Here is a 14329-nt window from a genome sequence, read left to right as displayed (position 1 = left end):
GCCATCTGAAGCTGACATTCGTGCACCGTGCAGCATTCGGAAATATGGGCTCAATGCAGCCGTTCGCTGCGCATTGCTCGAAGGTCGGCTCTGCCCGCCTTTGGGTTCTGCGCGATCGAATAAGATGAAGGTCAACACCATCTGACCGTCATCTCCGTTTCTGTTACCGCACCTTCAGCGTTGCCAGTCCGATCATCGCGAGGATAAGCGAGATGATCCAGAAGCGGATCACGATTTGTGGCTCGGCCCAGCCTTTTTTCTCGTAGTGGTGATGGATCGGAGCCATCAGGAACACGCGTTTTCCGGTGCGCTTGAAATATAGCACTTGGATAATCACGCTCAGCGCTTCGGCGACGAACAACCCACCAACGATGGCCAGCACGATCTCGTGTTTTGTCGCAACCGCAATCGCGCCAAGTGCACCGCCCAAGGCCAGTGAGCCAGTGTCGCCCATAAACACGGCAGCCGGCGGCGCATTATACCACAAGAACCCTAACCCGCCCCCGATCAGCCCCGCAGAAAACACGAGGATTTCACCGGTTTGTGGCACGTAGTGTACGTCAAGATATTCGGTGAAATCAGTCCGGCCCACCGCATAGGCGATGATTCCAAATGTCGCCGCGGCGATCATCACTGGCATAATCGCAAGCCCATCTAGCCCATCAGTCAGGTTCACTGCATTCGCCGCCCCGACGATCACGATCACGCAAAATGGCACAAACAGAATACCCAAATTGATCAACGTGTCTTTAAAGACGGGTAAAGCAAGCTGATTGGTCAAATCGTCGGGGTGATAGGCCGCCGCCCAGTAACCCGCGATAGCTGCGATAAGAATACCAAGTAAAATCCGCACCTTGCCTGAAACACCAGCCGTGTTTTGCTTGGACACTTTGGCATAGTCATCCGCGAACCCAATCGCCGCAAACGACAGGGTTACAAAAAGCACCATCCAGACAAACGGATTATCCAGCCGCGCCCATAGCAGGGTCGAAAAGGTCAACGCCCCCACAATGAGTAGCCCGCCCATGGTTGGCGTGCCTGCCTTGACAAAATGCCCTTCTGGGCCGTCGTCACGGATCGGTTGGCCTTTGCCCTGTTTGCGCCGCAACACATTGATCAGCGGCGGCCCAAAGATGAACCCAAACAGCAAGGCCGTCATCAGCGCGCCGCCTGCGCGGAATGTGATGTAGCGGAACAAGTTAAAAAAATCGCCGCCATCTGAAAGTGACGTAAGCCAATAAAGCATAAAATATCCTATTCTTCTTGCGGGCGGCGATGCCCGAGTTTGCGGATGGCGTCAACGACCAGCGTCGTTTTACTACTCGCCGTGCCTTTTACCAAGACAACATCGCCCGCATCCACCAGCTTTGACACTTGCGGGGCAAGGTCAGACGCCGTTTGCGCCCATTGACCGCGTTGATGCTGCGGCAACGCACGCCAAAGCGGGTAGATCTGTGGACCAATGCAGTGAACTTGGTCGAGTTTTTGTAAATGCCCATTTGCCGCCAAATCGTGGTGTAACACTGCAGCTTGCGTATTGACCCCGCCCATATCACCTAAAATCGCGACGCGCCGCCCTTTGACATTGCGTCCGACGTTGTCGCTGGGCGTGCTTGTCGCGATGACTTCAAACGCGGTGTCCATCGTCGCTGGGTTCGCATTGGCCGCGTCGTTGATAAGGCGTAACGTTTCGCCGTCGCGGGCCGGATCAAGCACGATGTGTTCGATACTGCCGCGCCCGGCGGGCGGCGACCATCGCGCAAGATCAAGCGTGGCAGTCACCGGATCGGCGCCAATGGCAGTCACCGCAGCCAAAGCCCCAAGCGCATAAAGCGCGAATTGCCGCCCCGGCACGCCCAGTTTAAACAGGTAATCCTGCCCCATGCCCCTAGCCATCACAACCGTGACATCCGCCCCAAGCCGAACCTGCCGCAATGTCCAATCATTCCCTGGAGACCCAAAACTGATCACCTGCGTTTGCCCCATACTGGCAGGCAGTTTTTCAGTGGATAAGTCACCTGCATAACATATCGCTACACCGTCCTCCCCGAGCCCGGCAGCAATCGCCTCCGTTCCAGCAGGAGATATGTCCGCGCTTGTGAACAGCGCCACATGCGGTTGTATTGACCGCGGAAATTTTTCGATAATTTCTGACTGATCATCAGCGATTTTGAATACTGCAAAATCCGCATCTTGCGGCAATGTTGCAAGGGCAAGTGGTACATTGTGCCCTAGCGCAAGCGGCGCATGACAGCGCCCCTGTCCGGCCAACATCTCGTGCAACATCCCAACCGTCGCAGTTTTGCCGGCAGATCCGCTAACAGCCACAATTTTCGCGCGGCTGCGAAACCGGGCGGCGCGGGCCAGATCAGCAAGCGCGGCGCGCGGATCAGCGACCAAAAGCTGCGGCTGGGTAATGTCTTTATCGATGGCGCTGACAATTGCCGCAACTGCCCCGTTTGCAAAGGCTGTTTTGACCGCACCGTTCAGCGCGACAAACAGATCCCCCGGTTTGGCGGTATCAGCATCAGTACTTACGCCACACGCATCCCAACCATCTGGCCCTTGGCTGCCAATCGCCGCGACCACATCTTCACCGGTCCAAAGCGCTGTCATATCCGGCCATCCAATACGGCGACCGCCATGCTTGCCTGTTCGACATCATCAAATGGCAGCACCGTATCACCAATGGTCTGACCCGTTTCATGCCCCTTGCCCGCAATAAGTAGCGCGTCGCCGGGGCGCAGCATATCAACAGCACGTAAAATCGCCTCGGCCCGGTCACCGACTTCGGATACCTCAGCCCCATCCTCGGCAACGGCCCCTCCCAATACAGCGGCACGGATCGCGGCCGGATCTTCGGAGCGGGGGTTATCGTCAGAAACGATCACGATATCCGCGTGCTGCGCCGCCGCAGCCCCCATCAACGGTCGCTTGCCCGTATCCCGGTCCCCGCCAGCGCCGACAATCGCGATAATCCGCCCCATTACATGGGGGCGCATCGCGGTCAGCGCAGTTTTCACAGCGTCCGGCGTATGGGCGTAATCCACAAACACGGCAGCCCCATTTTCGCGGGTCGCGGCAAGCTCCATCCGCCCATGTACGGTGCCCAGATGCGCAAGCGCATCAAACACGTCCTGAGGTTCCGCACCCGCCGCAATGACCAGCCCTGCAGCCAGCAACACATTATCCGCCTGAAACCCACCGATCAGCGCAAGCCGCAAATGATGTGGCTTGCCTTGCCATTCAAACAAAACATCTTGGCCTGTCGCGTCAAAGCGTTGCCCCATCAGCCGCAAACGCGCGGCATCATTGCGTCCGACACCAATTACTTCCTGGCCACGCTCCGCGCAAATCTGCGCAACCAGCATGCCTTTTGGGTCATCAAGATTAACCACCGCCACACCATCATCGGCCAAAACGCGGGTAAACAGACCCATTTTCGCGTCAAAATACGCATCAAAGGTTTCGTGATAGTCTAGGTGGTCTTGGGTGAAGTTTGTGAACCCGGCTGCCGCTAAGACCACGCCATCAAGACGGCGCTGGTCCAACCCGTGGCTGGAAGCCTCCATCGCGACATGGGTCACGCCATTTTGCGTCGCCTGCGCCATAACACGGTGCAAGGTGATCGGTTCTGGCGTGGTATGGCGCAGCGGATGGGTCCAAGCCCCTTCGACGCCAGTGGTCCCGATATTCACGCCTGCAAGGTCCATTTCCTCCCAGATTTGACGGCAGAATGTCGAAACGGACGTTTTGCCGTTGGTCCCGGTGACGGCAACAACCGTTTGCGGGTGCGCGCCAAACCAAAGTGATGCGGTTTGCGCCAGCGCTTGGCGTGGGTCTTGTGCGACGATAACAGCAATGCCCGCATCAGCCAGCACGTCTGCGGCAATCTGTGCGCCTTTGGCATCAGTCAGAACCGCGGCGGCGCCCATATCCACTGCTTTGGCGATGAAATTGCCACCATGCACAGTGGCGCCGGGCAAAGCCGCAAAAAGATCACCGGGGGATACGTTGCGGCTGTCCACGGTCAGCCCTTTGATCTGGGCCTCGCGACCGCCTTGCGCCGTCAGCCCCAGTTCCGCCAGTGTTTTCATTGTTTGCCTCGATTAATTTGAGGTGAGTGTTACACCGACAGGCTGTGCGCTGTCCACGTGCGGGCGCAGGCCCAAAAGCGGTGCGACACGGCGGATCATTTCAGCAGCAACCGGCACAGCAGTCCACCCTGCGGTGCGGCGGTCTTCGCCCAATGTGTAGATTGTCGGCTCGTCCAAGGTCACAATCAATACATATTGCGGATCGCTTGCAGGGAACACGGATGCAAAGGTCGCGATAACCTTGTCATCGTAATAGCCGCCGCCGTTTTCGCGCGCTTTATCAGCGGTACCGGTTTTCCCCGCGACCTCATAGCCTGCGACCTCACCGAACGACGCGGTACCGCGTACAACAACTTGGCGCAGCATATGGACAGCCGTTTGCGCGACAGCATCCGACATAACACGTGGGCCCGGCTGTGGGTTGTCGACCCGCAGCAATGTTGGTTCGACCCGCAACCCGCCGTTTGCAATGGACGCATAGGCCGTCGCCAAATGCAGCGGCGAAGTTGACAGCCCGTGCCCATAAGAAATCGTCATCGCAGAAAGCTCTGACCAATTGGCCGGCAACAATGGCTTGCCTGTCGGGGCTTCGACCATCTCGACTGGCGTTGGCTGCAAGAAACCCAGCGTATTTAGGAATGCGCGCTGACGATCTGCACCGATTTGCATGGCAATACGGGCGGTCCCGACGTTCGAGGATTCAACGATGACGTCCGTGGTCGACAGTTCTGGCCCATAGTCGTGAAAATCACGGATTCGGAACCGCCCCCACGTGAGCGGCCCTTGCGTGTCGATCATCGTATTCGCGTTGACCAGCCCCAACTCCATCGCCTGCGCGACTGCAAAAATCTTAAACGTTGACCCCAATTCGTAGACACCCTGCACCGCGCGGTTAAACAGTGGGCTGTCAGATTGATCGCCCGTGGTCAGCACACGCGGGCGGTTGTTGGGGTCGAAGTCAGGCAGCGACACCATCGAAATAATCTCGCCCGTGTGGACATCCATCAAGATAGAGGTCGCGCCCTTTGCGCTCATGATCGACATGCCGCCCGCAAGCACCTCTTCAGAGGCGGCTTGCACCGTCAGATCAATCGACAATTCCAACGGCGCGCCTTCGTTCGCGGGATCACGTAAGAACCCGTCGAACTGTCGTTCTACACCTGCAACCCCGATAACCTCGGCACTAGCCACGCCTTCACGCCCATAGCTGGCCCCGCCCAAGATATGCGCCGCAATTGGCCCATTGGGGTAAAGACGCATTTCACGCGGCCCAAAGAGCAGGCCGGGGCTGCCGATGTCATGCACGGCTTGCATCTGTTCAGGGCTGATCTGGCGTCTGATCCACAAAAAACGCCGCTCGCCTGTGAAATCCTCTAGCAATTCATCCGCGTCAAGTTCCGGGAAAATTGCGGCAAGCCCAGTGGCGGCATGTTCGGGATCAATCATATCGCGCGGATGCGCATAAAGCGAATGGGTCGCAAGGTTTGTCGCCAGCATCCGCCCGTTGCGATCCACGATATCAGAACGTTGCCCAATAATCGGGTTGCCGACAGTGGCCGCACGCGGCTCCATCGGAACAGAGGAGGCAAGCGTTCCCATCCGTGCGCCGATAGTCACAAAGGCACAAAAAAACGCGAGCCCCAGCACCAACAGCCGCCCCTCAGCGCGTTGACGGGCTCTATCGTGCATTTCCGCGTGACGCTTGGCGCGAATCTCGGCCTCAATCGCGTCAGGGTTTTCACCAGATGCGCGGGCTTTAAGGATCCGTGCTAGTGGGCGCAGCGGCGTACGGGTCATAGCGCGTCATCCTCTGGCACAAAGGCACCACTTGAAAGCGTCACCGAATTCGTGATCGGCGCGATGGGCGGCAGCGGATAGATGATCTGATCGACGCGGCCAAAGGCCTCTGGCATGATGGGCAGTAGACCCAAGCGGTCAAAATTCAGCTCGGCCAAATCCGCAAGCCGGTCTGGGCGGTTCAGATAAGCCCATTCCGCACGCAACATGCCCAAGCGTTCATGCGCGGCCCCAATCTGCGCGTGTAGGTCACGGGTTTCGCGCATGGTGGCCTGCGTTTTATAGTTTTCCTGATAAGCCCAAAACGCCAGCCCCATCACCGCGAAAGCCGCCATAATAAAAAGGAATCCGCGCATCTACCGCCCCCCTCTTTGCTTTTTCATCGGCATGCCCAAATCAGCCGGATCGATATCTTGCGCTGGCGCATCCGTGCGGATCGCCACGCGTAATTTGGCTGACCGCGACCTTGGGTTTTCTTCCAGCTCTTGTGCATCAGGGCCGATCGCCTTGCGCTTTTCAATCCGAAACGCAGGCGTGATCTGTGCGGTTTCGGGCGCATAGCGATTGGCGTTGGCCGTATTGCCGGACCGCGCCTGCAAGAACCGCTTGACCATGCGGTCTTCGACAGAATGAAAGGTCACGACAGCCAACTGACCACCGGGTTTCAACGCGCGTTCCGCTGCCATCAACCCTTCGGCCAATTCGCCGTATTCGTTGTTCACGGCAATCCGCAGCGCTTGAAACGTGCGGGTCGCAGGGTGCGATTGATTTGGCTTTGCGCGCGGCAAGCATCCTTCGACAACTTTGGTCAGTTCCAATGTCGTTGTCAGCGGGCGCGCCGCAACAATCGCGCGCGCAATGCGGCGCGATGCGCGTTCTTCGCCGTAAAGGTAAATGATATCAGCAAGTTCAACTTCGTCCGCTGTGTTGCACAGATCAGCCGCTGAAGGCCCATCTTGCGACATGCGCATATCAAGCGGGCCGTCACGCATGAACGAGAATCCACGTTCGGCCAAATCAAGCTGCATCGAGCTAACCCCAAGGTCCAGCACAACACCGTCAAGGTCCGATGCATATTCGTCCAGCTTAGAAAACGTGCCCAATTGCATCTTAATCCGGTCGCCGTAAGCGCCCGCCCAGTCAGCAGCCATTTCAAACGCAAGCGGGTCGCGATCCACACCGATCACCTGACCTGCACCAGCGGCCAGCAATTCGCGGGTATACCCCCCCGCCCCAAATGTGCCGTCTAGCCAGACGCCAGAAACGGGCGAAACCGCTGCGATGAGCGGTCGAATAAGGACAGGGATGTGTGGCTTGCCGTTCGCGGGATCAGACATCATGCACCCCTATTCATCAAGCAAGCTCAGCGGATCAAAATCGTCGCCCTGCGCATCAAGCCAATCGGTCATATCATCCGCAATTTCGGCTGCGTATGTTTCGGCTTTCCAAATCTCAAAGTGATCGCCAAGACCGCTGAACTTTAATTCGCCATCTGTCAGGCCCAGCTTTTGACGCTGTTTGATCGGCATAACTGTGCGGCCGTCTTTATCAACGTCCAACTTAATGGATTGCCCAATGATCAGACGTGACAGTTTTTTCTTCTTAGCGGATCCGCGTGGTAACGCATTGATCTGATCCACAAGGGCTGTGAATTCGGCGACGGTATAGCCGTGCAACTGATTTTTCAGGTGATCGCCGTACAAAAGGTACATGCGCGGGAACAGGCCTGTGGTCCATTCTGGATCGCCAGATTCAAGCACACGACGAAAATCAGCGGGGATCGACATGCGTCCCTTACTGTCCACCTTTTGGGTGTGTTCGCCTGTGAAACTTAGACCCACTGTCCCTTGGTCCTCTTAACCTGCTACGCGCGCCGCGACATGCGGCCTTGGATGTAGAAACGGCGGATCGTGCAACTGCCACTGCGCGATCCGCCGTCCTCCCCTCGTTGGGGGAAAAGTCCGACTGCGCGTGCCACCTGGGGGATGTCTGCTCGCTCACGCGCCGGATCTGTTTTCGAAAAAGACGAAGCCTGTATGAAACCTGCTTGTGCCGGTTGGGGTTCTTTTGCCCCGATTAATTATGTGTTCGCCGTTTCCGTACACTTGTTTTGACAGGTCATTGCGATCCGATCAATAGTTTTTTGGGAATTCATGGTACTCCGTGGGGATATCCGCCTATTGCAGATCTCAACGCAGGCGAAGTATGCGCCAAAACTTCAGAAATTGTAGCGGAATGCGTAAAACAGGGCACCACATATGGTAGTGCCGCACAAAATGGTATCCGGTAAAAAATTCTATAATTTTTTTTGAGTTTTCTTCAAAAATGGCCCAGTACAGGACAGTTTTGGCCGAACCTTACTATATCTGAACCGAATCTGAGTTCGATTCCAGACATTCCCAGAGGTTCCAGATAATGGCCGCTTACCTGTGACACCCCGGCCACAGCGCCGATGGCTAGATCAGCGACTTGTACATGATGTGGGCTGCGACCATGCCCTTATCGGGATGCGCAAATGCATCTGGAATTGTCCCGAGGGTCGCAAACCCCATATCGCGCCAAAGTTTGAGCGCGTATGTATTGCTGTCGAGCACAAAGTTAAATTGCATCGCCGTGTACCCCATATCACGGGCCGCATCTTGGCTATGCGCACACATCTTACGGGCAAGCCCCTGCCCGCGCGCGGCTTCGCCGACAATATATCCGCAATTACAGATATGCGCGCCGCCGCCGGGCTGGTTCGTCTTTATATAGTAGGTGCCAACAATACCCTCGGCGGTTTCAGCGACATAGGTTGCCGCCGCCCCCATCCAATAGCTACGCGCAGCATCTTCGGTGATATGCGGATCAACCGCATAGGTCGCGCCCGCGCGAAACACATCGCGCAGCAACGGCCAGATCGCGCCCCAATCATCGCAGGTTGCGCGACGTAATGTGATCATGCCATGCCGCCCTCAATAAAGCGGCGTGCCAATGTCCGGTAGGCGTCCGCCATTGGCGTATCACCTGCGGCAATTGGGGTGCCCTCATCACCCGCAAGCCGCGTATCTAGATCGATGGGCAGCGCACCCAGCAACGGCACACCCATCTTATCCGCTTCGGCAGCCACACCACCATGCCCAAAGATATGCGATTCGTGACCGCAACTCGGGCAATGAAAGGTCGACATGTTTTCGATCAGGCCCAGAACAGGTGTCTTCAACGTGTTAAACATGTCGATCGCTTTACGCGCATCGATCAAGGCGACATCCTGCGGTGTCGAGACAACAACGGCCCCCGTCAGGTTGGTTTTCTGGCACAGCGTGAGCTGCACATCGCCAGTGCCGGGTGGCAGATCGATAATCAAAACATCCAATTCGCCCCATTCGACCTGACCCAGCATTTGCTGCAAGGCCCCCATCAACATCGGCCCGCGCCAGACGACCGCCTTATCAGGGTCAACCATCAGGCCAATCGACATGACGGTGACGCCGTGCGCCTGCAAAGGAATGATGGTTTTACCATCGGGACTGGCGGGGCGCTTATTTACGCCCATCATACGTGGCTGGCTGGGGCCATAGATATCCGCATCCAACAGGCCGACGCGGCGTCCCTCACGGGCCAAGGCGACCGCAAGGTTCGATGATACGGTTGATTTGCCAACGCCCCCCTTCCCCGACCCAATCGCAAGAATGCGGTTCACACCCGGCACGGACGCAGGGCCCGCCTGCGGGGTTGGGTGGCGACCAACCTTGAGCGAAGGGGCCTCTGGCGCCTTGGGGGCTGGGCCATGTGCGGTTAAGATGACTGAGGCAGACTGCACCCCATCCAGCGCGCGCACCAATTCTTCTGCCGCCTTGCGGATCGGCTCCATCTTAGCAGCATCCTCTGGCGTTTTGGCTTCGATCACAAAACGCACATCGCCCGATTCGACGTTTAGTGCGCGGATCATGTCGCGTGACACAAGGTTTTCACCATCCGGCAAAACCAGTCGCGCCAATTCGCCTAAAATTTCATCATGCGTAATCGCCATGTTTGACCCCGTTTTTTTTCAAACCGTCCACTTTATAGACAACTTCTGGCACGTTTTAAGCAAACCACAAGCCCAGGCGAGCAGCACCCTGCACATGTGACAGAAAAATGACGCTAGGTCAGCAATACTTATGCATTTTCTGCATGACAGCATTGCCCAATCAACCATTGTGCAGCTGCAGCATAATCCTTCATAAAGAGGACAACAAAGCGGCATGGGTCGCAAAGACGTAAACAAGACAGACGAGACGAAATCATGGCTTATCAAGTACAAACACAGTTCGCAGGCGCATCATTTGGTGCACGTTTCAACGCATTCCGCAGCGACATCGCGCAAAAATTCACCGCTTACAAAGTTTACACATCTACAGTGAACGAACTGCAAGCGCTTTCAAACCGCGAGCTGGCCGACTTGGCCATCAGCCGCTCTGAAATCAAACGTATCGCTCTCGAAGCAGCATACGGTAACTAATTTACGGATCGGGTCTGCCGCTTCCTCCCTGAAAAGGCAGATCTGTAAGACCCATTCTCTACCTCCTCCCAGAGTTTGGGTCTCATTTAAGGTGGCGACATTCACCTCCTCCCGGATGTCGCCACTTTACACCAGTTTCGGAACCGCCACCTCCTCCCGGCGGAACCGATCATACCGCAGGTCGCGCTCACCTCCTCCCGAGCAACACCTGCGAGGAAGCGCCTCGCTCTTCTCCTCCCAGAGCAGGCAGGCGCTGATCATAGAGACGGTCATGCCCACCTCCTCCCGGGCATGGCCGTTTTTTTATGTCCAAAGGCGATCGGCCGCGCCTTATGCGCGTGTATCTTTGGGCGAGCCCATCACCATATAGCTCGTGATCGCGCGCACATGCGGAACAGTACCCAAAATATCGGTATGAAACGCCTTGTAGGCCCGCAGGTCAGCAACTTCGACACGCAGCATATATTCAAACGCCCCCGCAACATTGTGACATTCGGCCACTTGATCGGCACGTGCCATCGCCCGCTCAAACCCCTCTTGCGCGGCTTTCGTATGTTCGGCCAATCCGACAGCAACATATACAACATAGGCGCGCCCGGTTTGCGCCGGATCCAGCCGCGCGCGGTAACCCTGAATGACCCCTCGGCGTTCCAAGTCTTGTACGCGCCGCAAACAAGCAGAAGGCGATAGCCCCACCTGATCGGCAAGCTGCAAATTACTGATCCGACCATCGCCAGAAAGAGCACGCAATATATTGCGGTTAGTATCGTCCAATTCCATCAATTATTGCCCATACCTACGAATAAACATACAAAAAGAAATTTCATTGCTTAAGTAGCGCTATATCATTGCGCTATGGAAATAGACATACTGACAGCGCTGATTGGCTTTGCTTTTGTGACATCCGTCACCCCCGGCCCCAATAACCTGATGTTGATGGCATCGGGCGCAAACTATGGGCTGCGCCGAACATTGCCGCATATGTTTGGGATATCATTGGGGCACGCCTTTATGGTTTTGGTCGTAGGGCTGGTTCTTTTGCAGCTTTTCGACCGTTTTCCAGCGCTAAACACGGTTCTTAAGGTGTTAAGCGTCGCCTATATGCTATGGCTGGCATGGAAAATCGCAAATGCGGCCCCGCCAGATGAAAAGGCCGCCGGAGGCAAACCCTTTACTTTTTTACAAGCAGCGGCGTTTCAATGGGTGAACCCCAAAGCTTGGTCGATGGCGATTACCGCGATCAGCGGCTATGCGCCGCAGGATAACGGGGTGCTTTATGGCACTGTGATTGTTGCTTGTGTTTTTGCGGCAGTGAACCTGCCGTCCGTGTCAATTTGGGCTTGGACTGGCGTACAGGTCCGACGCTGGCTAGGCAGCGCACGACGGCTACGGATTTTCAATGTGACCATGGCGCTGTTACTCGTCGCGTCGCTCTATCCGATTCTTTCGCACTAGAATGGCACATCATCAGCCGCATCAGCGCTGACGATAAACCGCGCCACAACATGTTTTGTACCCGCTTTGTCGAAGGCGATGACCAGCTTATCGCCGTCAATCCCGTCAACATGGCCATAGCCGAACTTTTGATGAAACACCCGGTCCCCTTGGGTAAAGGCGCTTTCGGCGGTCGCATCAATCGTGACGCTTTGCGCACGCAGCGCGTTCGGTTTTTGCCCCCGCGCCTGCAACCGTTTCCAACCCGGTGAATTATACACATCCGCAGAATGGGCTTTTTCATGCAAATCAGAGCCAACCATACCCACCCCGCTGTTCAGCCCCGATGGGGTCAACACGTCGACATGTTTGGGGGGCAATTCATCGACAAAGCGCGACGGCAATTGCGATTGCCATTGGCCGTAAACCCGTCGGTTCGACGCAAATGAGATCGCGCAAATTTCTTCGGCCCGTGTGATACCCACATAGGCAAGCCGGCGTTCTTCCTCTAATCCCTTCAGCCCGCTTTCATCCATCGACCGTTGCGACGGGAACAACCCCTCTTCCCAACCGGGTAAGAAAACAACAGGAAATTCAAGCCCCTTAGCCGCGTGCAACGTCATGATGCTGACCTTCTCGCCCTGCTCTTCGGTTTCATTTTCCATGATCAAGCTGACGTGTTCCAAGAACCCTTGCAGGTTGTCGAAATTCTCTAGCGCTTTGACCAGTTCCTTCAGGTTTTCAAGCCGCCCCGGCGCTTCGGGCGTTTTGTCGTTTTGCCAATAGCCCGTATAGCCGCTTTCGTCCAAAATCATCTCGGCCAATGCGATGTGGTCATAGGCGGGGGTGACCGCGATGAACCCGTCGTCCAAAACAGCATCGTCATCAATTGGTGGCATGCTTGTCGCATAAACGATGTCTCGCCAACGGTCTAAGTCTGCGACAAATTTCGATAGTTCTTTCAACCCCTTACCGCCCAACAGTCGATTTTGACAAACGATCCGCGCCCCTTCGACCAGCGATACGCTATTCTCGCGGGCGGTACGTTGGATTGTCTGCACGGCCTTTTCACCAAGCCCCCGTTTGGGCGTATTCACGACCCGTTCAAATGCAAGATCATCATCATGGCTAACGGCAAGCCGGAAATAAGCCATCGCATCCCTGATCTCCATCCGCTCATAAAACCGCGGGCCACCGATCACGCGGTACGGCAAGCCGATTGACAAGAACCGATCCTCAAACGCGCGCATTTGATGCGAGGCACGCACAAGGATCGCCATGCCATCAAGGCCAACTGGTGCATTCCCACGCGTGCCACGCTGCATCGCCTCAATCTCTTCGCCGATACAGCGCGCCTCTTCGTCGCCGTCCCAATATCCGGTCAAACGAACCTTTTCGCCATCGGTCCGTGATGTGAAAAGCGTCTTGCCAAGACGATCCTTATTCCCAGCAATCACGCCAGAAGCAGCCGCCAAAATATGCGGGGTAGAGCGGTAGTTTTCCTCGAGCCGCACAACATGCGCGCCCGGAAAATCAGTTTCGAACCGCAAGATATTGCCGACCTCAGCCCCACGCCAGCCATAGATCGACTGGTCATCATCGCCCACGCAGCAAATATTCTTATGCCCCTGCGCCAAAAGCCGCAGCCAGAGGTATTGGGCCACATTGGTATCTTGGTATTCGTCCACCAAGATGTAGCGGAACCAGCGTTGATATTTCTGCAAAATATCCGGGTGGGTCTGAAAAATCGTGACCATATGCAACAAGATGTCGCCAAAATCGACGGCATTCAGTTCAAGCAGACGCTTTTGATAGGCACGGTATAGCGGCACACCTTGGTGATCAAACGCAGCGCTATCGCTGGTCGGAACCTTGTCTGGCGTCCAAGCCTTGTTTTTCCACGCGTCGATAATGCCTGCCAACATACGTGGTGGCCAGCGTTTGGTGTCAATTCCCGCAGCCTCGATCAGCTGTTTCATCAAACGAATTTGATCGTCAGTGTCGAGGATCGCAAACCCAGATTTCAGCCCGACCAATTCCGCGTGACGGCGCAACTGTTTGACGCAGACCGAATGGAAAGTGCCAAGCCAGCGCATCCCCTCTTGGGCGTCGCCGATCAGTGCCCCGATCCGCAATTTCATCTCGCGCGCGGCTTTGTTGGTGAAAGTCACCGCCAATATTTCGTGTGGCTGCGCACTTCCTGTCGCAAGCAAATATGCAATCCGCGTCGTCAGCGCCTTGGTTTTTCCGGTGCCCGCCCCGGCCAGCATCAACACTGGCCCGTCCACCGTTTCAACGGCTTCGCGCTGCGCGGGGTTCAGCCCTGAGAGGTCAAAATCAGGCATCGCAGGCCGCGCCATTGCACGCTGGCTGAGCGGAACTGCAGCGGCCTCAAAGGCGTCTTCTTCGGAAAAATCATTCATTGTGTTTTCATATCGGGAAATGTCACGCAGGAAAAGCCTTGTTCTTATAATGTTCCGATCAATTCGTATCATCCGGCACATTGAGGGGATGGCAC

At 56.2% G+C, this 14329-nt stretch carries 13 protein-coding genes; 2 read left to right on the top strand and 11 right to left on the bottom strand.

Features of this window, described 5'->3' with window-relative positions:
- Nucleotides 1-163: 163 nt before the first annotated feature.
- The 9 genes from mraY to Yoon_RS06055 all read right to left on the bottom strand — a co-directional run bounded on the left by mraY (nt 164) and on the right by Yoon_RS06055 (nt 9906).
- A complete protein-coding gene (gene mraY, locus Yoon_RS06095) occupies nt 164-1246 on the bottom strand; it encodes a phospho-N-acetylmuramoyl-pentapeptide-transferase (RefSeq protein WP_238111117.1) in 1083 nt (360 codons plus the stop codon).
- Between the two features lie 8 nt (nt 1247-1254).
- Nucleotides 1255-2616, bottom strand: coding sequence for a UDP-N-acetylmuramoyl-tripeptide--D-alanyl-D-alanine ligase (locus Yoon_RS06090; RefSeq protein WP_238111115.1), 1362 nt, complete (start codon nt 2614-2616; stop codon nt 1255-1257).
- On the bottom strand, nt 2613-4097 hold the full coding sequence (locus Yoon_RS06085; RefSeq protein ID WP_238111113.1) for a UDP-N-acetylmuramoyl-L-alanyl-D-glutamate--2,6-diaminopimelate ligase: 1485 nt from the start codon (nt 4095-4097) through the stop codon (nt 2613-2615). Before Yoon_RS06085 ends, Yoon_RS06090 begins: the two co-directional genes overlap by 4 nt.
- Nucleotides 4098-4109: 12 nt before the next feature.
- Nucleotides 4110-5894 carry a penicillin-binding protein 2 gene (locus tag Yoon_RS06080; RefSeq protein ID WP_238111111.1) on the bottom strand — a complete coding sequence of 595 codons (1785 nt, stop codon included), beginning with the start codon at nt 5892-5894 and terminating at the stop codon, nt 4110-4112.
- Nucleotides 5891-6250 (bottom strand): cell division protein FtsL, encoded by a 360-nt coding sequence (locus Yoon_RS06075; RefSeq protein ID WP_113777166.1) that lies wholly within the window; start codon nt 6248-6250, stop codon nt 5891-5893. The genes Yoon_RS06080 and Yoon_RS06075 overlap by 4 nt, the downstream gene beginning before the upstream one ends.
- Nucleotides 6251-7231, bottom strand: coding sequence for a 16S rRNA (cytosine(1402)-N(4))-methyltransferase RsmH (gene rsmH / locus Yoon_RS06070; protein ID WP_238111109.1), 981 nt, complete (start codon nt 7229-7231; stop codon nt 6251-6253).
- A gap of 9 nt (nt 7232-7240) precedes the next feature.
- Nucleotides 7241-7735, bottom strand: coding sequence for a division/cell wall cluster transcriptional repressor MraZ (locus tag Yoon_RS06065; protein WP_370642126.1), 495 nt, complete (start codon nt 7733-7735; stop codon nt 7241-7243).
- 615 nt (nt 7736-8350) lie between these two features.
- A complete protein-coding gene (locus Yoon_RS06060; RefSeq protein ID WP_238111105.1) occupies nt 8351-8836 on the bottom strand; it encodes a GNAT family N-acetyltransferase in 486 nt (161 codons plus the stop codon).
- The gene (locus tag Yoon_RS06055; RefSeq protein WP_238111103.1) at nt 8833-9906 is read right to left on the bottom strand and encodes an Mrp/NBP35 family ATP-binding protein; all 1074 of its coding nucleotides are present in this window, start codon (nt 9904-9906) and stop codon (nt 8833-8835) included. The genes Yoon_RS06060 and Yoon_RS06055 overlap by 4 nt, the downstream gene beginning before the upstream one ends.
- 255 nt (nt 9907-10161) lie before the next feature.
- Here Yoon_RS06055 and Yoon_RS06050 point away from each other — a divergent pair, with 255 nt between their 5' ends.
- Nucleotides 10162-10377: a DUF1127 domain-containing protein gene (locus tag Yoon_RS06050; protein WP_238111102.1), complete on the top strand. Its 216-nt coding sequence runs from the start codon at nt 10162-10164 to the stop codon at nt 10375-10377.
- A 330-nt stretch (nt 10378-10707) separates the two neighbouring features.
- Here the strand turns inward: Yoon_RS06050 and Yoon_RS06045 are convergent, their stop codons facing one another.
- Nucleotides 10708-11157, bottom strand: coding sequence for an Lrp/AsnC family transcriptional regulator (locus tag Yoon_RS06045; protein WP_238111101.1), 450 nt, complete (start codon nt 11155-11157; stop codon nt 10708-10710).
- Nucleotides 11158-11232: 75 nt separating this feature from the next.
- Between Yoon_RS06045 and Yoon_RS06040 the strand changes: the two genes are divergently transcribed.
- Nucleotides 11233-11832, top strand: a complete 600-nt coding sequence (locus Yoon_RS06040; RefSeq protein WP_238111100.1) for a LysE family translocator — start codon at nt 11233-11235, stop codon at nt 11830-11832.
- Here the strand turns inward: Yoon_RS06040 and Yoon_RS06035 are convergent.
- Nucleotides 11829-14234, bottom strand: a complete 2406-nt coding sequence (locus Yoon_RS06035) for an ATP-dependent helicase (protein ID WP_238111097.1) — start codon at nt 14232-14234, stop codon at nt 11829-11831. The genes Yoon_RS06040 and Yoon_RS06035 overlap by 4 nt on opposite strands.
- Between the last annotated feature and the right edge of the window lie 95 nt (nt 14235-14329).

It is taken from the genome of Yoonia sp. I 8.24, assembly GCF_022096995.1.
Classification (GTDB): domain Bacteria; phylum Pseudomonadota; class Alphaproteobacteria; order Rhodobacterales; family Rhodobacteraceae; genus Yoonia.
This window is presented reverse-complemented; position numbering and strand designations above follow the sequence as displayed.

Excerpts from the sequence above, each read along its gene's own strand:
- Yoon_RS06060 (WP_238111105.1), bottom strand. The coding sequence starts at position 8,836 with ATGATCACATTACGTCGCGCAACCTGCGATGATTGGGGCGCGATCTGG.
- Yoon_RS06075 (WP_113777166.1), bottom strand. The coding sequence starts at position 6,250 with ATGCGCGGATTCCTTTTTATTATGGCGGCTTTCGCGGTGATGGGGCTG.
- mraY (WP_238111117.1), bottom strand. The coding sequence starts at position 1,246 with ATGCTTTATTGGCTTACGTCACTTTCAGATGGCGGCGATTTTTTTAAC.
- Yoon_RS06040 (WP_238111100.1), top strand. The coding sequence starts at position 11,233 with ATGGAAATAGACATACTGACAGCGCTGATTGGCTTTGCTTTTGTGACA.
- Yoon_RS06045 (WP_238111101.1), bottom strand. The coding sequence starts at position 11,157 with ATGGAATTGGACGATACTAACCGCAATATATTGCGTGCTCTTTCTGGC.
- Yoon_RS06080 (WP_238111111.1), bottom strand. The coding sequence starts at position 5,894 with ATGACCCGTACGCCGCTGCGCCCACTAGCACGGATCCTTAAAGCCCGC.
- Yoon_RS06050 (WP_238111102.1), top strand. The coding sequence starts at position 10,162 with ATGGCTTATCAAGTACAAACACAGTTCGCAGGCGCATCATTTGGTGCA.
- rsmH (WP_238111109.1), bottom strand. The coding sequence starts at position 7,231 with ATGTCTGATCCCGCGAACGGCAAGCCACACATCCCTGTCCTTATTCGA.
- Yoon_RS06055 (WP_238111103.1), bottom strand. The coding sequence starts at position 9,906 with ATGGCGATTACGCATGATGAAATTTTAGGCGAATTGGCGCGACTGGTT.
- Yoon_RS06085 (WP_238111113.1), bottom strand. The coding sequence starts at position 4,097 with ATGAAAACACTGGCGGAACTGGGGCTGACGGCGCAAGGCGGTCGCGAG.
- Yoon_RS06035 (WP_238111097.1), bottom strand. The coding sequence starts at position 14,234 with ATGAATGATTTTTCCGAAGAAGACGCCTTTGAGGCCGCTGCAGTTCCG.
- Yoon_RS06090 (WP_238111115.1), bottom strand. The coding sequence starts at position 2,616 with ATGACAGCGCTTTGGACCGGTGAAGATGTGGTCGCGGCGATTGGCAGC.